The organism is Micromonospora gifhornensis (assembly GCF_016863515.1).
Taxonomy (GTDB): domain Bacteria; phylum Actinomycetota; class Actinomycetes; order Mycobacteriales; family Micromonosporaceae; genus Micromonospora; species Micromonospora gifhornensis.
The window spans coordinates 22329-42300 of record NZ_BOPA01000029.1 but is presented as its reverse complement, the minus strand read 5'-3'; the positions used below and the strand labels follow the sequence as shown (position 1 = coordinate 42300).

At 70.7% G+C, this 19972-nt stretch carries 11 protein-coding genes and 1 pseudogene; 5 read left to right on the top strand and 7 right to left on the bottom strand.

Annotated features, from left to right (window positions below; translation table 11 throughout):
- Positions 1–495 precede the first annotated feature (495 nt).
- A complete protein-coding gene (locus Vgi01_RS21090) occupies positions 496–1572 on the top strand; it encodes a GVDTG sorting domain-containing protein (protein ID WP_204292135.1) in 1077 nt (358 codons plus the stop codon).
- Between the two features lies 1 nt (position 1573).
- Positions 1574–2257, top strand: a complete 684-nt coding sequence (locus Vgi01_RS21085) for a class F sortase (protein WP_102658593.1) — start codon at positions 1574–1576, stop codon at positions 2255–2257.
- Between the two features lie 129 nt (positions 2258–2386).
- Here Vgi01_RS21085 and Vgi01_RS21080 read toward each other — a convergent pair whose 3' ends face one another.
- Positions 2387–7441, bottom strand: a complete 5055-nt coding sequence (locus tag Vgi01_RS21080) for an NAD-glutamate dehydrogenase (protein ID WP_102658594.1) — start codon at positions 7439–7441, stop codon at positions 2387–2389.
- 290 nt (positions 7442–7731) lie between these two features.
- On the opposite strand from Vgi01_RS21080, the gene Vgi01_RS21075 reads away from it, so the two are divergent.
- On the top strand, positions 7732–9681 hold the full coding sequence (locus Vgi01_RS21075; protein ID WP_204292171.1) for a penicillin-binding transpeptidase domain-containing protein: 1950 nt from the start codon (positions 7732–7734) through the stop codon (positions 9679–9681).
- Positions 9682–10791: 1110 nt separating this feature from the next.
- Here the strand turns inward: Vgi01_RS21075 and Vgi01_RS30800 are convergent.
- The 6 genes and pseudogenes from Vgi01_RS30800 to Vgi01_RS21045 all read right to left on the bottom strand — a co-directional run.
- Positions 10792–11706, bottom strand: a pseudogene (locus tag Vgi01_RS30800) (arginase family protein); the annotation flags it as partial.
- Positions 11707–11886: 180 nt separating this feature from the next.
- Positions 11887–12792, bottom strand: a complete 906-nt coding sequence (locus Vgi01_RS21065) for a tetratricopeptide repeat protein (protein ID WP_204292133.1) — start codon at positions 12790–12792, stop codon at positions 11887–11889.
- A 100-nt stretch (positions 12793–12892) separates the two neighbouring features.
- Positions 12893–14581 carry a coenzyme B12-dependent isobutyryl-CoA mutase large subunit gene (gene icmA / locus Vgi01_RS21060; protein WP_102658597.1) on the bottom strand — a complete coding sequence of 563 codons (1689 nt, stop codon included), beginning with the start codon at positions 14579–14581 and terminating at the stop codon, positions 12893–12895.
- Positions 14582–14680: 99 nt separating this feature from the next.
- Positions 14681–15085: an Asp23/Gls24 family envelope stress response protein gene (locus Vgi01_RS21055; protein ID WP_102658598.1), complete on the bottom strand. Its 405-nt coding sequence runs from the start codon at positions 15083–15085 to the stop codon at positions 14681–14683.
- A 326-nt stretch (positions 15086–15411) separates the two neighbouring features.
- Entirely contained in the window at positions 15412–16347 is a 936-nt protein-coding gene (meaB, locus tag Vgi01_RS21050; RefSeq protein ID WP_373307010.1) for a methylmalonyl Co-A mutase-associated GTPase MeaB, read from the bottom strand.
- 62 nt (positions 16348–16409) lie between these two features.
- Positions 16410–17609 carry an acetyl-CoA C-acetyltransferase gene (locus Vgi01_RS21045; RefSeq protein WP_204292132.1) on the bottom strand — a complete coding sequence of 400 codons (1200 nt, stop codon included), beginning with the start codon at positions 17607–17609 and terminating at the stop codon, positions 16410–16412.
- Positions 17610–17670: 61 nt separating this feature from the next.
- On the opposite strand from Vgi01_RS21045, the gene mce reads away from it, so the two are divergent.
- Both mce and Vgi01_RS21035 read left to right on the top strand, forming a co-directional pair.
- Complete coding sequence (gene mce, locus Vgi01_RS21040) at positions 17671–18153, top strand: methylmalonyl-CoA epimerase (protein WP_204292131.1); 483 nt, start codon at positions 17671–17673, stop codon at positions 18151–18153.
- Positions 18154–18567: 414 nt separating this feature from the next.
- Positions 18568–19836, top strand: coding sequence for a DivIVA domain-containing protein (locus tag Vgi01_RS21035; RefSeq protein ID WP_102660237.1), 1269 nt, complete (start codon positions 18568–18570; stop codon positions 19834–19836).
- The last annotated feature ends 136 nt before the right edge of the window (positions 19837–19972 follow it).

Sequence of the window (19972 nt, the reverse complement as noted above, 5' to 3'; positions counted from 1 at the left end):
TACGGCCCGGCACGTGGCCCCAGGGCGCCCTGCGCGGGCGACCGCCGGTGCCAACGGGATTCTTGTGAAAGCGCCCGACCCGGACGGGCGTTGGTGGTGGTGCGGCAACCGGGGGCTGACCCGGTCGCCTCAGCGGGTGGTCGTCCGGTGTGACCGGTTGCCCTCGACTCCCTGCCTGCGCGGTGTGGCTCCGCTCACCGCGTGGAGCGATTCTTGCATGGGAGCGCTTCCATGGCAATGGCTCGATACTTCCGGAGCCTAGCGGACAACCGGCCCAACTCCCCCTGCATGCGCGAACACCACCTGAGGCAGCGACACCAGGGACGAGTTCGGGGCAGCCCCACTTCCCCGGCACCAACCCATCGGGTGGCCCCACTACCGGAACTAATGCCAAAACACGAATCTTTCCCTGCATAAGTCATGAAACGGTCTAACGTCGGTTCTGGCTCGGTTGCAACCGGCCGCAGGACAATCAGGGATGGAGTGACACAGGTCATGGCTAAGAAGATGCTCGGGAAGGTCGTGGCGGGGGCTGCCCTCGGCGGCGCCTCCCTGCTGGTGTTCGCGCCGGGGGTCGCGTTCGCCGACGGCCAGCCGCACGAGAACGAGGGCAAGGTCTTCGCCAAGCCGCACGCCGCGAAGCCGGGCGAAGAGATCAAGCTGGTGGAGATCTGCGAGAAGCCGCAGGAGAACGCCTTTGTCTGGTCCAAGGTCACCGGCAAGGTCAAGCTCGAACCGGCCCGCGACGGCGGCAAGTGGGAGCGCGACGGTGGCAAGTGGGACCGCGGCGGCTGGAACGGCGAGGACGGCTCCTACGAACACGGTAAGGACGGCAAGGACTGGCCGGGCCGCGAGCACGAGAAGGACGGCAAGGACTGGCAGCGCGGCGAGGACAGCGGCGACTGGAAGTCCGGCGAGGACAGCGGCGAGTGGCACGGTGGCAAGGACGGCAAGGACTGGAAGGGCGGCGAAGACCGCGGCGGCGACTGGAAGTCCGGCGACGAGAGCGGCGACTGGAAGCCCGGCCAGGACGGCGGCGAGGACGGCAAGGACTGGAAGGGCGGTGAAGACCGCGGCGGCGACTGGAAGTCCGGCGAGGAGGGCGGCGAGTGGCAGGGCCGCGAGGACGCTCCCCAGGCCGGTGCCGGCGGAGGCGCGGCCGCCGACGAGGAGCGCGACTGGAAGAGCGACGAGCACGGCCAGGACGCGGAGGACGGACGCGACTGGAAGGGCCGCGAGGACGACAAGCACGGCGAGAAGTCCGAGTCGGACTGGAAGGACCGCGGCGAGCACGGCAAGGGCGACGGCTGGGAGCACGAGAAGGACTTCGTCTACTACGGCGAGGCCCGGATCGCCAGGGACGCCAAGCCCGGCACGTACAAGCTGGAGGGTTCCTGCGGCGAGGGCGAGCTGGTCGTGCTGCCGCACGGTGGGGTCGACGGTGGTGACGGTGGCCTGACCGCCGGCACCGACCGCAGCATGGCCACCGCCGGAGCGGGCCTGGTCGGCGCGGCGGCCCTGGGTGGCCTGGTGCTGCTGCGTCGCCGTCGGACTGATGAGTTCGCGGCCTGACGTGACGACGAGGCGGGCCGACGGCCGTCACGGTAACCCGTGGCGCGCCGTCGGCGCCGCCGTCGTCGTGGCGCTCGCGATGGTGGGGTCCGGGCTGATCGGCGCCTCGATGAAGGGTGCCGAGACCGTCCGCCCGCCCCAGCCGGTGGCACGGGCGGGAGCCACCCCGCCGGCCGACACCCCGTTCGACGACGCCGACCTCGGCGGCGCACATGTGGCGGCCGCGTTGCCCCGTTCCGCGCCGACCGCGATCAGCATTCCCCGCATCGGGGTCCAGGCGGAGATCATGCCGCTGGGCACCAATCCCGACGGCACGGTGCAGGTTCCCCCGCTGGACCAGGCGCTGCTGGCCGGATGGTACGAACCCGGTCCGAGCCCCGGCGAGGTGGGCAACGCGGTAATTGTCGGCCACGTCGACTCGGCCGCCATCGGACCCGCCGTCTTCTTCTCCCTCGGCGCCCTGCAACCCGGCGACACCATCACCGTCGCCCGAGCCGACGGCAGGCCCGCCAGCTTCCAGGTGGACTCGGTCGTCTCCCACCCGAAGGACGCCTTTCCCACCGAGCAGGTGTACGGCCCCAACGACCGGCCCGGTCTACGGGTGATCACCTGCGGCGGCCAGTTCGACGAGGTCACCGGCGACTACCCCGACAACGTGATCGTCTTCGCCTCCCTGACTCCCTGACCGACCCATCCCTGACCGACCCATCCCTGACCGACCCACCCCTGACCAGTCCACCCCTGACCGACCCCCGAAACGGCCCGTGGCCCGGCGGTTCTCCCGCCGGGCCACGGTTCGTCGGTCGTTCTCGGATCAGGTGGCAGCCGAGGTACGGACGAGAGTCCGGATCTGCCGCAGCAGGACCGACAGGGCCGCCAGATCGGCCCGCGACTCGTCGAACTCGCCCATCGCCCGCTCCGCCCGATGGATCGAGGTCGCGTTCGACTGCTCCCACTGCTGCACCCGCTCCAGCGGCGGCAGGTCGGCCGGCGTGGAGTCGAGCACCTCGCCGGTCAGCGCGGCCAACGCGGCGTACAGGTCGTAGCGCAGCGCCATCCGGGCCAACGTCTGCCACCGGTCCTCGCGGGGCAGCAGCGAGATCTTCGACAACAGCGAATCGACCCGGAACCGGTCGGAGAGCACGAAGTAGACCGAGGCCACCTCGCCCACGTCGCGCCCGGAGGCGGCCGCGGTCTCCACCACGTCGAGCAGACCGAAGCTGTACATCAGACGGGTGCTCTGCTCGGCCAGCTCACGTGGCAGGCCACGCTCGGTCATCGCGTCGATGTGCGCCGCGATCGCCTCCCGTTCGGTGCCGTAGAACAGCGTCTCCAGCTGCGGCAGCAACCGGGCCACCCCGGCACGCAGCCGATCGATCTCGGCGCGCACGTCGATCGGCGACCGGCGGTTGGTCACCAGCCACCGCACCGCCCGGTCGAGCAGCCGTCGGGTGTCCAGGTAGACGTCGGTCTGCAACTCCGGGTCGACCTTGTTGTCCAGCGCCTCGACCGCGTCCCAGAGCGCACGCAGCCCGAAGACCTCACGGACCACCACGTACGCCCGGATCACGTCCGCGGCCGGGGCCGCGGTCTCCTCGACCACCCGGAAGATGAACGAGATGCCACCCCGGTTGACCGCCTCGTTGACAAGTACGGTGGTCACGATGTCGCGGCGCAGCCGGTGCCGGCCCATCCGCTCGGCGAACCGCTCACGCATCGGCGTCGGGAAGTAGTTGACCAACACCTCGTTGGTCCACTCCTCGTCGGCCAACCCGTCGGTGAGGGTCTCCTTCTCCAAGGCGATCTTCACGTACGCGAGCAGCACCGCGAACTCCGGAGCGGTCAGCCCCGACTCGGTGCGTACCGCCAGTTCCTCGTCCGACGGCAGCGCCTCCAGCGCCCGGTTCAACGTGCCGGACCGCTCCAGCTCGGTGATCATCCGGCGGTGCACCGGCAACAGTGAGGCGGCCTGCGCCTGCGAGTTGTTGATCGCCCGGGCCTGGTCGTAGTTGTCCCGCAACACCAGCTGGCCGACCTCGTCGGTCATCGCGGCGAGCAGCTCGTCCCGCTCGGGAACTGTCAGTTCGCCGTCGGCGACCGCGGTGTTCAACAGGATCTTGATGTTCACCTCGTGGTCGGAGCAGTCCACCCCGGCCGCGTTGTCGATGAAGTCGGTGTAGATCCGACCGCCCGTCTGGGCGTACTCGATCCGGCCGTGCTGGGTGAAGCCCAGGTTGCCGCCCTCGCCGACCACCCGGCAGCGCAGGTCCTTGCCGTTGACCCGGATGGCGTCGTTGGACTTGTCGCCCACCTCGGCGTTGCTCTGCGTGGACGCCTTGACGTAGGTGCCGATGCCGCCGTTCCAGAACAGATCCACAGGTGCGGTGAGGATCGCCTTCATCAGCTCCTGCGGGCTCATCTGCTCGACGTCGTCGTCCAGCCCGAGCACCGCGCGCACCTGCGGCGAGATCGGCACCGACTTCGCCGTACGCGAGTAGACCCCACCGCCGGCCGAGATCAGCTCGGCGTTGTAGTCCTCCCAGGTCGAACGGGCCAGCGCGAACAGCCGCTTCCGCTCGACGTACGACGACGCCGCGTCCGGATCCGGGTCCAGGAAGATGTGCCGGTGGTCGAAGGCGGCCACCAACCGGATGTGCTCCGACAGCAACATGCCGTTACCGAACACGTCACCGGACATGTCGCCGACACCGACCACTGTGAAGTCCTGGCTCTGGGTGTCGTGGCCCAGCTCGCGGAAGTGCCGCTTGACCGACTCCCAGGCGCCCCGGGCGGTGATGCCCATCTTCTTGTGGTCGTACCCGGCCGAGCCACCCGAGGCGAAGGCGTCACCCAGCCAGAACTTGTGCGCGACGGAGACCTCGTTGGCGATGTCGGAGAAGGTCGCCGTGCCCTTGTCTGCCGCCACCACCATGTACGGGTCGTCGCCGTCGTGCCGAACCACGTCGTCGGGCGGCACGATCTCACCGGCCACGATGTTGTCGGTGACGTCGAGCAGGGCGCCGACGAACTCCTTGTAGCAGGCCACCGCCTCGTCGCGGTCGCCCGGCTTCTGCTTGAGCACGAAGCCGCCCTTGGCACCCACCGGCACGATCACGGCGTTCTTCACCATCTGCGCCTTGACCAGGCCGAGCACCTCGGTGCGGAAGTCCTCCCGCCGGTCCGACCAGCGCAGACCACCACGGGCCACCGGGCCGTACCGCAGGTGCACGCCCTCGAAGCGCGGCGAGTACACGAAGACCTCGAACTTCGGCCGGGGCGCGGGCAGGTCCGGGATCGCCTGCGGGTCCAGCTTGAACGCCACGTACGCCTTCGGACGCCCGCTGCCCGGCTTCTGGTAGAAGCTGGTCCGCAGGGTGGCCTGGATCAGCGTCAGGTAGGCCCGCAGGATCCGGTCCTGGTCGAGGCTTGCCACGTCGTCCAGGGCGGAGGTCAGCTCGGCGACCAGCTCCGCGCTGCGCTGCTCGCGCTGCTCGGTGGTGAGCGTGCCCGGCTCGAACCGGGTCTCGAAGAGCTGCACCAGCAGCCGGGCGAGATGCGGGTACGCGATGAACGTCGACTCCATGTAGTCCTGGGAGAAGACGGTGCCGGTCTGCCGCAGGTACTTCGCGTACGCCCGCAGCACCACGACCTGCCGCCAGGTGAGCCCGGCGTGCAGCACCAGCTCGTTGAAGCCGTCCACCTCGGCCTCGCCCCGCCACGCCGCCGCGAAGGCGTTCTCCACGTGCGGGCGCACCTCGGCCAGGTCCTGGTGGCCCTCGGGCAGTCGCAGCCCGAAGTCGTACAGCCAGATCCGGCCGTCGACGCGTTCCACCTCGTACGGGTGCTCGTCGACCACCCGTACGCCGAGGGAGTGCAGCACCGGCAGCACCGCCGAGAGCATCATCGGCTCGCCGTACCGGTAGACCTTGAACCGGACGTCCATCGACTCGTCGACGTCCGCTCCCCGGGCGACCGCACGCGGCAGCGGCTGCTTGCGGAACAGGTGCATCTCCAGCTGGCCGGGCTCCTCCAGCAGCTCCAGCTTCGCCAGATCCTTCATCGCCTCGTACGGCGTGTGCCCGTCCTTGTAGCCCTCCGGGAACGCGTCGGCGTACCTGACGAACAGGTGCTTGGCCTGCTCGTCACCGAGCTTGCGCTCCAACACCAGCCGATAGTCGTCGTCCCACAGCCGGGTGGCGTCGGCCAGTTCCTCGGCCAGCAGGTCGGCGTCGATCTCCCCGGGCGGGTTGCCCGGGTCGGTACGCACGATGAAGTGCACCCGGGCCAGCATCGACTCGGTGACCCGGGTGGTGTAGTCCACCCCGACACCGTTGAGTTCGCGCAGCAGGATGTCCTGCATGCGCAGCCGGTTCTGCGTGGTGAACCGGTCCCGGGGCAGGTAGATCAGGCAGGAGATGAACCGCCCGTACGCGTCGCGGCGCAGGAACACCCGCAGCTGCCGGCGACCGGCCATCCGCAGCACACCGATCACCGCGTGGTACAGGTCGTCGGTCTTGATCTGGAACAGCTCGTCGCGCGGGTACGTCTCCAGGATCTGGAGCAGGTCCTTGCCGGAGTGGCTGCGCTGGCTCAGGCCGGAGCGGTCCAGCACCTCGGCGACCTTACGGCGGACCACCGGCAGTTCCTGCACGCTGGTCCGGTACGCGGCGGTGGAGAACAGGCCCAGGAACCGCCGCTCCCCCACCACCTCGCCGTTGTCGTCGAAGATCTTGAAACCGATGTAGTCCAGGTACGCCGAGCGGTGCACGGTGGCCCGCGAGTTCGCCTTCGTGATGATCAGCAGGCGTTTCTCGGTGACCTTCTCGTGTGCCTCCTGGGTCATCGACGACAGCGCCCGCGCCTCCGGCGAGTCCTGCCGCAGGATGCCCAGCCCGGTGCCGAGCACGGCCTCCAGGGCCGGCCCGCCCTTGTCCGAGTCCGGCACCAACCGGTACTCCCGGTACCCCAGGAAGGTGAAGTGGTCGTGCGCCAGCCAGCGCAGCAACTCCACCGAGTCGGTGATGTCCTTCTCCGGCACCGGTGGCCGGTTGTCGCTGGTCCGCGCGGCGGCCAGGTCGTCGGCGAGGGAGAGGGCCTGCTGGCGCATCTTCGGCCAGTCCTCGACGGCCTCCCGCACATCGGTCAGCACCCGCTGCAACTCGCGGCGCAGCTTGTCCCGCTCCGCCGGATCACGGACCGGGTCGACCTCGATGTGCATCCAGCTCTCGACCAGGTCACCGGCGATCGCGTCGTCCGGTTCCACGTCGGCGGCCACCTCGATCAGCCGGCCCAGCGGCTCGCGGCGCACCACCACCAGCGGGTGCACCAGCAGGTGCACGTCCAGGTGGTGGCTGTTGAGCAGCGCGGTCACCGAGTCGACCAGGAACGGCATGTCGTCGGTGACGATCTCGATGACGCTGTGGTGCTGCTCCGCGTCGGGTGAGTGGATCCGCAGCTTCAGCTCGCCCGGCACCCGCTGCTCGGCCAACTCCCGGTGCGCCCGGGCGGCTTCGAGCATCTCCTCGGCGGTGAAGCCGATCAGCTCCTCGTCCGGCGCGAACCGCCAGAAACGCCCCACCAGGGTCGCCGCGTCATGGTCGTCGCCGGCCAGTGCGACCGCCTGCGCCACCAGTCGCTCGGCGTTGGGTACCGGCTCGTCGAGCTCGGCGTCCTCCACGTCGCCTGCCAACGCCTCTGGTGGCAGACCCAAGTCGTAGAGGGTGTCGATACTCGAACCGGTCATGCCGGTCGTTCCTGAATCGAGGCGGCCGTAGCCGTCTCCGTCGGTTGCCGTGTCGAAGCTGTCGTCCCGGCTGGTGTCAGCCTGCCGGAGGTCGGGTCCCGGTTTGATCGCCGGACGCCGGTCCATCGGTGCCACTCCCCTCGACCCACCGCGTTGTGGGTCACTCTTCCGCCAAGCCTAGGCCGACCGACCGGTTCATCCGTCGGCGGACCTATGACCGGCCTTCCGGATCTCGGACGGTCGTCCTTTCACCCGTTGCGGTACGAGGTTCGGCCGGGTCAGGAGTACCCCAGCTCATGTTGTTCATCACATCGTCACCGGCCTGTCTTTTCGCCAGACCCCGGCCGACCGGGTCAGTGCGGGCTGCCCGGACGTACTACCGTGCAGTGCAGCCTGACCAGGAGGAACCAGCGCTGATGCACCGCTCGCACCGACATCGCCACAATTGGTCACGTCTCGCCGCCATGGTCGCCGGCCTCGTCGCCTCGGCAGGCCTGGTCGCCTGTTCCGGCGAGGACGGCCCGGAACGCACCGTCGACGCCTTCCTCAACGGGTGGCGTACCGGCGACCTGAACACGATCGGCTTCGTCGACCCGACCGGCGCGAAGGTGCCCGCCGCCACCGTCGCCCAGGAGATCCGGGAGCTGTCCGGCGAGTTGGTCGACGCCCCGCTCACGCTGACCCGGCAGGGCGACCCGTCAGTGGTCCAGGCCACCGCCACCGCGACGGTGCGGTTGGAGTGGACGCTGCCGGACGAGACGAGCTGGGCGTACGACCGGCCGGTGCGACTCACCCAGGGTCGCGACGACCAGTGGCAGGTGATCTGGGAGCCACAGATCGTCCAGGAGCAGCTCACCCGCGGTGACCGACTGGGACTGCAACGGGTGCGGGCCCCCCGGGCCACCGTGCTCGACGCCGCCGGCGAACCGATCGTGGCGCCGCGCGACGTGGTCCGGGTCGGGCTGCAACCCAGCGAGGTCACCGACGTCAAGGCCATGACCCGCGAGCTGGACGCCGCCTTCCGCGCGATCCGCCCGGCGATCACCCCGCCCGTGGACCTGTCGGATCTGCCCAAGCGGCTGAACGAGGCGAAACCGGACGCGTTCGTCGAGGTGGTCACCCTGCGCGACGAGGCGTACCGGCAGATCCGGTCACGGATCTACGACCTGCCCGGGACGAAGTTCCAGAGCGACAAGCTCGACCTCGCACCGACCCGGGAGTTCGCCCGGGCGGTGCTCGGCACGGTCGACCCCGCGCACGCCGAAGACCTGGCCAAGAACCCCGACCGGTACGCCCCCGGCGACCTGGTCGGCCACGGCGGATTGCAGGGCCGCTGGGACGAACACCTGCGCGGCGCACCCGGGCTCACCGTGATCATCAAGCGGCCGCTGCAGGACGGGACGCTGGAGCCCACCGGCACCGAGGTGTTCCAACGCGAGCCGCAGCCCGGCAAGCCCGTCAGGACGACCCTCGACGTCGCCACCCAGAAGGCGGCCGACCAGGCGCTACGAGCCGAGCGACGCCGCTCCGCCCTGGTCGCCGTACGAATCAGCGACGGCGCGGTCTTGGCCGCCGCCAACGGCCCCGGCGCCGCCGGAGAGAACCTGGCCTTCACCGCGCAGGTGCCGCCGGGCTCCACGTTCAAGATGGTCAGCGCCCTCGGCCTGGTCGAACGCGACGCGGTCACCCCGGACATCGACGTGGACTGCCCGAAGACCCTCGTCGTCGACGGCCGCTCGTTCAAGAACTCCAACAACTTCGAGCTCGGCGAGGTGCCGTTCCGCACCAACTTCGCCAAGTCCTGCAATACGGCCTTCGCCGCCCTGGCCCCGCAACTCGGTGCCGACGGGCTCGCCGCCACCGGCCGGAACCTCGGCCTGGAAGGCCAGTGGCAGGTGGGCCTCGACGCGTTCACCGGAAAGGTGTCGGCCGGCGGTGGTGCCACCGAGCAGGCTGCCGCCGCGATCGGGCAGGGCACCACGGTGGTCAGCCCGCTGGCCATGGCGGCGGCGACCGCGGCGGTGGCCAAGGGCGCCTTCACTCCGCCCAAGCTGGTCCTCGACCCGGCACCGGAGCCGGCCGGCGAGCCCGGCCCGGAGCTGAAGCCCGAGGCGGTCACGGCCGTCCGCGAGATGATGCGAGCGGTGATCACCGACGGCACCGGCACGGCCCTGAAGGACGTACCGGGCGAGCCGGTGCACGGCAAGACCGGCACCGCCGAGTACGACAACAACCCGAAGAACACGCACGCCTGGTTCATCGGCTGGCAGGGCGACATCGCCTTCGCCGTCTTCGTCGAGAAGGGCGGCTCCGGCAGCGCCACCGCCGTCCCCATCGCCGAACGCTTCCTACGCGCCCTCCCCTGACCACCGAACGCTGCCCGCTGTCCTGATCGCCGAGCGGCGCTGTCCTGATCAACTCCGTTACGGCGGAATGGCGTGATCAAAGCACCCGGATCACCGCCATTCCGCCGTAACGGTGTCGATCATCGGGTTCACCGCCCTGACCGGCTCCGCCACCGATCTCATCCGGCTCGGCCGGGTCGTCCCCGCCGTCGGCCGGGGCGACCAGCCAAGACAACCCGGCCAGCCGGGCCCGACGGCCGGAGGATCCGGGTCGGCCAAGGCAACCCGGTTAGCCGGGACCGTCGGCCGGAGCAGCCCGATCAGCCAAGACAACCGGACCAGCCGGGCCCATCGGCCGGAGCAGCCCGATCAGCCAAGACCAGCTGGTCAGGCAGGACCGTCGGCCGGGGCATCCGGGTCGGCCAGGCAGCCGGGTCAGGCGGGTCCGTCGGCCGGGGCATCCGGGTCGGTCGAGCTGGCGAGGGCGGCAGGCGGCTCGGCGACCACCGGGCGCAGACCACCGGCCGCGTGCAGATCACCAATCGGATCGGCGGCCACCAGACGCAGACCACCGGCCACGCGCGGACCATCAGTCGAATCCGTGGCCACCGGGCGCGGACCGTCCGCAGCCGGCCCGGCCTGGTCGTCCACCGCCGTCCGGCGCAAGGACACCGGACCAGCCGACCCCTCCTCCGCCGCTGACCGACGCAAGGACCCCGGGCCGGCGGAGAAGTCGGTGTCGCGTCGATCCGGCGCAGCGACAGCGCCCGCCGCACGTACGGCCTCGTCCGCACGGTCACCAAGGTCCCCACGCTCGGCCAGATCCGCAGCGTCGGCGAGATAGGCGCGCCCATCCAGGTCCCCAAGGGCAACCAGGTCCCCACGAGCGCCCAGATCTGCGCGGTCAGCCAGATCTGCGCGGTCAGCCAGATCTGCGCGATCGGCCAGATCCGCGCGATCGGCCAGATCCGCGCGATCGGCCAGATCCGCGCGATCGGCCAGGTCCGGGCGATCGGCCAGGTCCGGGTGGGCGCTCAGGCCCGCACGGTCGGCTCGGCCCGACGCGCGGTCGGCGGTCCGGCGGGGAGCGGGTGCCGTCCGGTCGGTGCTCGACCGGGTCAGCAACGGCGCGGGCGCGGTGACCGGGCGCAGACCCGCCACCACGGTGTTGACGATCTCGGCGGCGTACGCGCCGTCCCGGTCGTAGTCGGGGTCGAAAACGGTCAACTCGACGCCGAGGCAGTGCGGGGTGTCGACCAGGCCGGCGAGGAGGATCTCCAGCTCGGCGAAGGCGATGCCGCCCGCGTCGGGAGCGTCGACCGCCGGCATCACGGCCGGATCGAGTACGTCCACATCGACGTGCACCCAGTAGCCGACGCAGTCGGCCAGTTGCTCGTGCGCCCACTGGGCGGTCCGCGCCGCGCCCTCGGCACGCAGCGCCGGCACCGGACGGGTGACGATCCCGGCGGCCTGAAGGTCGAGCCGGTACTCGTCCTGGGCCCGGATGCCGAGCACCACCACGTCGATGTCGCGAAAATAGGGGCGTCGCCCCTCGATGGCCGCCAGGTCGGCCTGCCCCCGCCCGGTGACCAGGGCGAGGCTCTCACCGGCTGCCGCCCCGACGTAGGAGGCGTTGCCGGGGTGCCGGAAGTCGGAGTGGCCGTCCACGTAGATCAGGCCGATCCGGCCGCCGACCTCCTCGCCGAGGCGGTGCATGGCCAGTGCCGAACCGAGCAGGATCGAACAGTCGCCGCCAAGGACCAGCGGGAACTCGCCCCGGTCGATGATCGCGCCGACCCGGTCGGCAAGCGCCGCCGAGTAGTCGGCGATCTCCCGCGCGTGGCACACCCCGTCGCCCGGTCGCCAGTCACCGGCGTCGTAGCGCGGCGAGGTCAGGCAGCCGGCGTCGCGGGCCCGTAGCCGGGGCAGCAGGCCCTGGTCACGTAGCGCGCCCGGCGCCTTCCCGCAGCCCGGGACCGAGGTGACCGTGGGTGGGCGCAGGCCGAGGTTGCTCGGCGCATCGAGGACGGCGATCCGGCGCATCATGGGCCGCTGTCGTTCACGACTGCGGGGCTCGCAAGCTCACTCCTCGCGCTCACCAGACCCACCTTCCGTTCACGACTGCGGGGCTCGCAAGCTCACTCCTCGCGCTCACCTGGGCTCCCGTCCTTGTGGGTGTCGGGGCGGGCCGGCGTGTGCCGGCCCGCGCTGGCGGTGGCTGGAGGGTCAGAACAGGGCGCTGGCCAGGGCTCGACGGGCCGAGGCGACCGTCGGGTCTTCCGGGCCGGCGATGGTGAACAGGCCGACCAGGTGCTGGCGTACCTTTTCCCGGTCTTCACCGGCGGTGCGCCGGACCAGCCCGACGAGACGCTGGTATGCCTGCTCGGCCTGGCCGCTGAGCACCTCGATGTCGGCGGCCAGCAGCTGGGCGTCGACATCGTCGGGGTTGGCCGCCGCGGCGGCGAGCGCGGTCTGCGGGTCGGCGCCGGAGACCCGGCGGGCGAGACCGACCTGGGCCAGGCCCGCCTCCGCCGCAGCGTCGTTCGGGGTCTCGGCCAGGATCTTGCGGTACGCCTGCTCGGCGGCGTCCAGGTCGCCGTCCATCAGGGCGTCGTCGGCCGCGTCGAGTCGGGGGTCCTCCGGCTCGGCCACGGAGACGCCGCCGGCCTTCAGGACCGCCTGGATCCACTGGCGCAACTGCGGCTCGGGCACCACACCCGGGAAGGCGTCGACCGGCCGGCCGCCGACGATCGCGTACGTGGTCGGCAGCGCCTGAAGCTGGAACATCTGCGCGAGCCGGGGCTGCTGCTGCACGTCGACCCGGGCCAGGAGCCACGTGCCGCCCCCCTCGGCGGCCAGCCGCTCCAGCACCGGCGCGAACTGGTCGCTCTCCGGATAGCCGGCGGCCCCGAAGAAGACCACGACCGGTGTGGTGAGCGAACGTTCGAGCACTGCGGACTGGATGTTCGCCTCGGTCACGTCGATGACGGCCGCCCCACCGACGGAACCACCGGGTGCGGCGGCGGGGGGACCGGCCTGTGCCGGGGCGGGGCTGGGGGCGGGGGTGCGCAGCGCGCTGAGGTCGACCGCGCCGCGGGTAAAGATCGACGAGGTGATCCGTGGGTCGCTCATGGTTACCTAGTCTCGCACGCGAGGCGCGGAACTCAGATCAACCGTGGCCGGAGACAGTTGCCACTGTCACCCCTGCCCAGCCGCACTTTTCGAGCCTGGGTCAGAACCGGGCAGGCTCGCGGTAAACGCCCCATTCCGCCCGCAGCGCGTCACAGATCTCGCCGAGGGTGGCTTCGGCGCGTACGGCGTCGAGCATCGCGGGGATCATGTTCTCCCCGGTACGGCTCACCGCCACCATCTTCTCCACCGCCGCGCGCACCGCCGCGTCGTCCCGGCCGGTCTTGCGTTCGGCCAGCGCCCGGCGCTGCTCCACCTCCACCTCGTGCGAGATGCGCAGGATCTCCAGGTCCTTGGCGATCGTGCCGGTGTGGCAGTTGACGCCGACGATCTTCTTGTCGCCCTTCTCCAGCGCCTGCTGGTAGACGAACGCCGACTCGGCGATGTGCCCGGTGAACCAGCCGTCCTCGATGCCGCGCAGGATGCCGGAGGTCATCGGGCCGATGGCGTGCGGACCCTCGCCGCCCAGCGCCCGGATCCGGGCGAAGATCTCCTCCGCCTCGGCCTCGATCCGGTCGGTGAGCGCCTCGACGTACCACGATCCGCCGAGCGGGTCGGCCACGTTCGTCACCCCGGTCTCCTCCATCAGCACCTGCTGGGTACGCAGGGCGATCTCGGCGGATTCGTCGGTGGGCAGGGCGAGCGTCTCGTCGAGTGCGTTGGTGTGCAGCGAGTTGGTGCCGCCGAGCACCGCGGCGAGCGCCTCCACGGCGGTGCGTACGACGTTGTTGACCGGCTGTTGGGCGGTCAGCGACACCCCGGCGGTCTGCGTGTGGAACCGCAGCCAGAGTGCCTTCTCGCTGGTCGCGCCGTAGACGTCGCGCAGCCAGCGGGCCCAGATCCGGCGGGCGGCGCGGAACTTGGCGATCTCCTCGAAGAAGTCGACGTGCGAGTCGAAGAAGAAGCTCAGCCCCGGGGCGAAGACGTTGACGTCAAGCCCGCGCGAGAGGCCCAGCTCGACATAGCCGAAACCGTCGGCGAGGGTGTACGCCAACTCCTGCGCGGCGGTCGAGCCGGCCTCGCGGATGTGGTAGCCGGAGACCGACAGCGGCTTGTAGCGCGGGATCTCGGTCGCGCAGTACTCCATCAGGTCACCGATCAGGCGCAGGTGCGGCTCGGGGTCGAACAGCCACTCCTTCTGCGCGATGTACTCCTTGAAGATGTCGGTCTGCAACGTACCGTCGAGTGTGGACAGATCGGCGCCCTGCCGCTCGGCGGCGACCAGGTACATGCAGAACACCGGCACCGCCGGCCCGGAGATCGTCATGCTGGTGGTGACCGCGGCCAGGTCGATGCCGTCGAAGAGCACCTCCATGTCGGTGGCGCTGTCCACCGCCACCCCGCAGTGGCCGACCTCGCCGAGCGACTGCGGGTCGTCGGAGTCGCGGCCCATCAGGGTGGGCATGTCGAAGGCGACCGACAGGCCACCGCCACCGGCGCCGAGGATCATCTTGTAGCGCTCGTTGGTCTGCCGGGCGTTACCGAACCCGGCGAACTGCCGGATGGTCCAGGTCCGTCCCCGATAGCCGGTCGGATACAAACCCCGGGTGTACGGGAACTCGCCCGGCCAGCCGATCCGGTCGAACCCCGGGTACGCGACCCCCTCCGGCGGGCCGTAGACCGGCTCGACAGGGATCCCGGAGAGTGTGGTGAAGTCCGCGTCCCGCTTGCGCGCGGCGTCGTAGCGGGCCTGCCAGCGGGCCCGTCCGGCAGCGATCTCGTCGGCGTTCATCTCCGGGCTCCTCCTCGAGTCCTTGAAGACTGCACGTCGAGTGTAGAACTCTTCCTGAACGATCGATAAGGAAGTTCGTACCGGACGGTAACCGCACGCTCAGCTCGCGGGACCCCCGATGGCCACGTCGTCCACCCGAATGTTGATCTCGTCGACCCGCAGCCCGTACGCCTCGATCGCCCGGGTCACCGCGGCCCGCACCGCCGTGCTCACCTCGGGCACCGGATGCCCCGCGTCGGTCACGATGACCAGGTTGACCACGGCCGCACCATTTGTGACGTGCGCCGAGCAGCCCCGACGGGCGTCACCCACCTGGTCGAGCCCCACCCGATCGAGCACCGCGTTGAAGAACCGGGCGATGTCCCCGCCCAACTCGACCACACCCGGCACCGACTTCGTCGCGGCCACCGCGATCTTCTCCACCACCTCGTCCGAGATGTCCGTACGACCGCCAGCCATCGCATCCGGCGTCATCGGCATCTCCTGCGTCATCTCGTGATCCACGCTCACTCCCCCGCACGCATCCACCACCCGCCCACCGCGAGCCGCTGCGAGCCTAACCGCCCCCCCCTCCCTCCGCAGTGGACACCTCACCCCACCCCTCCCCCACACCCCGCACCCTCCCCTCCCCCGCACCCGCACCCGCACCCGCACCCGCACCCGCACCCGCACCCGCACCCGCGATCTTGCACTTCTGGTCGCCGAAAAGCCCCATTCACGCCTTATGTCGAGACAACAAGTGCATGATCGACGGCGCCTGGCGCGGCGCGGGGCGGGGCGCCCGGCGCGGCGCGGGGCGGGGCGCCCGGCGCGGCGGGGTGGGGTGAGGGCTAGCGGGTGAGTTGGGTGAGGAGGGTGTTGGCGGCGGCGTAGGGGTCGGTGGTGCCGGCGGCCACCTCGGCGGCCAGCGTCGGCAGTTGCGTACCGTCGCGCAAGGAGCCGATCCGGGCGCGGAGCACGCCCAGCGCGATGGCCTCGATCTCGGCGGCGGCCCGCGCCTCCCGGCGGCGGCGCAGCTCGTCGTGCTCGACCAGCCAGCCCCGGTGCTTGTCGATCGCCGCGGCGATGTCGTCGACGCCCTCGCCGCGGACGGCAACCGCACGGACCACCTGCGGACGCCATTCGCCCGGCCCACGCTCACCGAGAGCGATCATGCCCTGGATGTCACGGGCCGTGGCGTCGGCACCGTCCCGATCGGCCTTGTTGACCACGAAGACGTCGGCGATCTCCAGGATGCCGGCCTTCACCGCCTGGATCGCGTCACCCATCCCCGGCGCGAGCAGCACCAACGTGGTGTCGGCAAGCGAGGCCACCTCGACCTCGGCCTGCCCGACCCCGACGGTCTCCACCAGCACCACGTCGCAGCCGGCACCCTCCAGCACGCGTACCGCCTGGGGGGTCGCCGCCGACAGGCCGCCGAGATGCCCACGGCTGGACATCGAGCGGATGTAGACACCCGGGTCGGTGGCGTGATCCTGCATCCGTACCCGGTCACCGAGGATCGCCCCACCGGTGAACGGGCTGGACGGGTCGATGGCGAGCACCCCGACCCGATGGCCCCGGGCCCGCAGCGCGCGTACCAGCTCGTTGGTGGTGGTCGACTTGCCCACCCCCGGCGAACCGGTCAGGCCCACGACCTGAGCCTGACCGGCGTACGGTGCGAGCGCCGCCGCGATCGCCGGCAGCGTCTCGTCGCCCGACTCGACAAGCGTGATCAACCGGGCCACCGCACGATGGTCACCCGCCCGAGCCCGATCGACAAGCATCGGCACGTCCCGACTACGGCGCACCGACGTGGCCGCAGCCGGAACACTGCCGTTCACGTCACTCACGAAGAGGTCTCGGCCGGGTTGGGGACGTGGATGATCAACGCGTCGCCCTGGCCGCCGCCACCGCAGAGCGCTGCCGCGCCGGTACCGCCGCCGCGCCGCTTGAGCTCCAGCGCGAGGGTGAGCACCAGGCGGGCGCCGGACATGCCGATCGGGTGGCCCAGCGCGATCGCGCCGCCGTTGACGTTGACCTTGTCCGGGCTGACCCCGAGGTCACGGATGGACTGGATGCCGACCTGCGCGAACGCCTCGTTGATCTCGATCAGGTCGAGATCGGAAACGGTCAGACCGCCCTTGCGCAGGGCATGCTGGATGGCGTTGGACGGCTGCGAGTGCAGCGAGTTGTCGGGGCCGGCGACGTTGCCGTGCGCCCCGATCTCCGCCAGCCAGGTCAGGCCCAGTTCCTTGGCCTTCGCCTTGCTCATCACGACCACCGCGGCGGCGCCGTCGGAGATCGGCGACGAGCTGCCCGCGGTGATGGTGCCGTCCTTGGCGAACGCCGGGCGCAGCTTCGCCAGGGACTCGGCGGTGGTGTCGGGGCGGATGCCCTCGTCCTCGCTGATCACCAGCGGGTCACCCTTGCGCTGCGGGATGACCACCGGAGTGATCTCGTCGGCGAAGTGACCGTTCTTCTGGGCGGCGGCGGCGCGCTGGTGGCTGGCCGCGGCGAACTCGTCCTGCTCCTGCCGGGTGATGCCGCGCGTGCTGCCGTGCCGCTCGGTGGACTCCCCCATGGCGCAGCAGTCCCAGGCGTCGGTCAGCCCGTCGAGCGCCATGTGATCCTTGAGCGTCACGTCGCCGTACTTGTAACCGCCGCGCTGGCCGAGCAGCAGGTGCGGGGCGTTGGTCATCGACTCCATGCCGCCGGCCACCACGACGTCGAACTCGCCGGCCCGGATCAGCTGGTCGGCCAGGGCGATCGCGTCCAGGCCGGAGAGGCAGACCTTGTTGATGCTCAGCGCCGGTACGGACATCGGGATGCCCGCCTCCACGGCCGCCTGGCGGGCCGGCATCTGCCCGGCACCTGCCTGGAGCACCTGACCCATGATCACGTACTGCACCTGGTCGGGGGCGACCCCGGCCCGCTCCAGGGCTGCCGAGATGGCGATGCCGCCCAACTTCGTCGCCGGTAGGTCCTTGAGGTTGCCCAGCAGGCGCCCCATCGGGGTCCGCGCGCCGCTGACGATCACCGAAGCCATACCTGCCTCCGAGGGGGGTGCCGGCCGTACGCCTTAACGATTGTTCGGTCAGACTAGCGTCATGTCTGAGAACTCCCCCGTCGAGTCCGCTGCCGACTATGTCACAGAGATCGGCCTGCGACGCATCGACCATGTCGGGATCGCCGTGGCCGACCTCGACGCCGCGATCGACTTCTACACCCGGACGTTCGGCATGCGGTGCGTACACACCGAGACGAACACAGAGCAGGGTGTACGGGAGGCGATGCTGGCGGTCGGGCCGACCACGGAGGGTGGCTGCCTGCAACTGCTCGCCCCGCTGACCCCGGAGTCGACGATCGCGAAGTTCCTCGACCGCAACGGTCCGGGCGTGCAGCAGGTGGCGTACACCGTGACGGACGTCGACGCGGCCTGCGCGGCGCTACGCGACCGGGGCCTGCGGCTGCTGTACGACACCCCCCGGCGAGGCACCGCAGGCTCGCGGATCAATTTCGTCCACCCCAAGGACGCCGGCGGCGTCCTGGTCGAACTCGTCGAACCCGCCCCCCACCCCACCACCGCCTGACGTCCATCCCCCGCGGTCCGGCCCACCGACGCCGACCAACCCGCCGAGGTCCCCAGCGCCCGCCGATCCAGGCAAACCGTATTCATCGACGGACGTGACGTGATCGACAGGTGCTGCGGACGTTGGCCTGACGGAGGAGCCGTCGATGGCCTTTCGGTGAACGCGCAATGCTTTTCCCCGTCCCGGCCCGGCGACCATTCGCGCGGGGCGCAGCGCCCGGAAAGAAAAGCAGTGGGCGGATGACTTCGATGCCTTTTTCGCGTCACGCTGCGTACCGTCGGGCTCCTCCCCGAACTGGCAAGATCGCCCGTCGGCGCGGGGTTCCGGTGACGCTACGAGTTGACCATGTAAAGAGGACGGCAAAGGGCGGCCCGCTCTTGCGAAGCACCCCGGGGGGTCTGCCAGTATGTCCCAATGCCCCAGCAGCAGTCCTCCCCTCTCGCGTTCTTCGATAACGCGAACTCGCAGCCAGATTTCACGGTTGGCCTGCGCGGATACAACACCGGTCAGGTCGATGACTTCATCGGCCGGCTGAACGCCGCGCTGAGCCAGGCCAACAAGGACCGCGCCGACGCCGAGCAGGCGCTCAACGACGCCCAGCGCCGGCTCCGCCAGTCCGAGCAGCGGCTCACCGCCCTGGAGCAGAAGCTCACCGACACCAGCAAGCAGCTTGAGGAGAACAGCCGCCCCACGCTGTCCGGCCTCGGCACCCGGGTCGAGCAGATCCTCCGGCTCGCCGAGGAGCAGGCCAACGACCACCGCAACGAGGCCAAGCGCGAGTCGGAGGGCATCCTCTCCGCCGCCCGCCTGGAGGCGCGGGAGATCACCGACAAGGCGCGGGCCGAGGCGGCGGCGATGAAGGCCACCGCCGAGCGGGAGGCCGGCAACCTCCGTACCGCCGCCGAGCGGGAGGCCGCCGAGGTCCGGGTCCAGGCTCGCCGGGAGGCCGACACGCTGCGTGCCGATGCCGAGCGCGAGACCAAGCAGCTACGCACGGTGACCGCCCACGAGGTGGCCGAGCTGAAGTCGACGGTCGAGCGCGAGGTCGCCACCCTGCGCGCCACCGCTGAGCGCGAGATCACTCAGCAGCGGGCCAAGGCCGCCCGTGAGGCCGAGGAGAAGCGTGCCGAGGCGACCAAGCTGCTGACCGACGCCCGTGACAAGCGCGACAAGGACCTCCAGGCCCTGGAGCTCCAGCTCGCCGAGCGGCGGGAGAAGGCCGAGCGCGAGGAGTCGGAGCGGCACGCCGCCCAGGTCGCGCAGACCCAGAAGCTGGTCGGCGAGGCCGAGCAGCGGGCTCGCGCCGCGCAGGAGCGCGCCAAGGAGATCGAGCAGCGTGCCGAGGCCCGGCGGGTGGAGTCGGAGCGCAACGCGACCGAGACCATCGAGAAGGCCAAGGCGCTCGCCGACCGTACGCTCAACGAGGCCCGTGCCGAGTCCCAGCGCCTGCTCACCGAGGCCCGCACCGAGGCCGAGCTGACCACCCAGGCGGCGCGCCGCGAGGTCGAGGACCTCACCCGGCAGAAGGACGCGGTCACCTCGCAGCTCGGGCAGATGCTCTCCGGCCTGGCCGGCATCGTCCCGGGTGTGCCCAACAACGCCGCCCCGGCCGAGAAGCCGGCGGCCACGGCCAAGCCGGCGGACGACGCCGAGAAGAAGGTGGCCGCGGACACGTCCAGCTGACACGACACCGGGGCATGATCAACGACGCGGGGTGACACCGGGTGACCGGCGACACCCCGCGTCGCCCTGCCTTGAGAACACAGAGCACGGCCCACCTGCGTGGGTGAAGTAGCTCCCAACAGGGGCGTCCGTATCG

Coding starts and splice junctions, on each gene's coding strand:
- Vgi01_RS21090 (WP_204292135.1), top strand. CDS start 496: ATGGCTAAGAAGATGCTCGGGAAGGTCGTGGCGGGGGCTGCCCTCGGC.
- Vgi01_RS21080 (WP_102658594.1), bottom strand. CDS start 7,441: ATGGACCGGCGTCCGGCGATCAAACCGGGACCCGACCTCCGGCAGGCT.
- Vgi01_RS21075 (WP_204292171.1), top strand. CDS start 7,732: ATGCACCGCTCGCACCGACATCGCCACAATTGGTCACGTCTCGCCGCC.
- Vgi01_RS21065 (WP_204292133.1), bottom strand. CDS start 12,792: ATGAGCGACCCACGGATCACCTCGTCGATCTTTACCCGCGGCGCGGTC.
- icmA (WP_102658597.1), bottom strand. CDS start 14,581: ATGAACGCCGACGAGATCGCTGCCGGACGGGCCCGCTGGCAGGCCCGC.
- meaB (WP_373307010.1), bottom strand. CDS start 16,347: ATGCTTGTCGATCGGGCTCGGGCGGGTGACCATCGTGCGGTGGCCCGG.
- Vgi01_RS21045 (WP_204292132.1), bottom strand. CDS start 17,609: ATGGCTTCGGTGATCGTCAGCGGCGCGCGGACCCCGATGGGGCGCCTG.
- mce (WP_204292131.1), top strand. CDS start 17,671: ATGTCTGAGAACTCCCCCGTCGAGTCCGCTGCCGACTATGTCACAGAG.
- Vgi01_RS21035 (WP_102660237.1), top strand. CDS start 18,568: ATGCCCCAGCAGCAGTCCTCCCCTCTCGCGTTCTTCGATAACGCGAAC.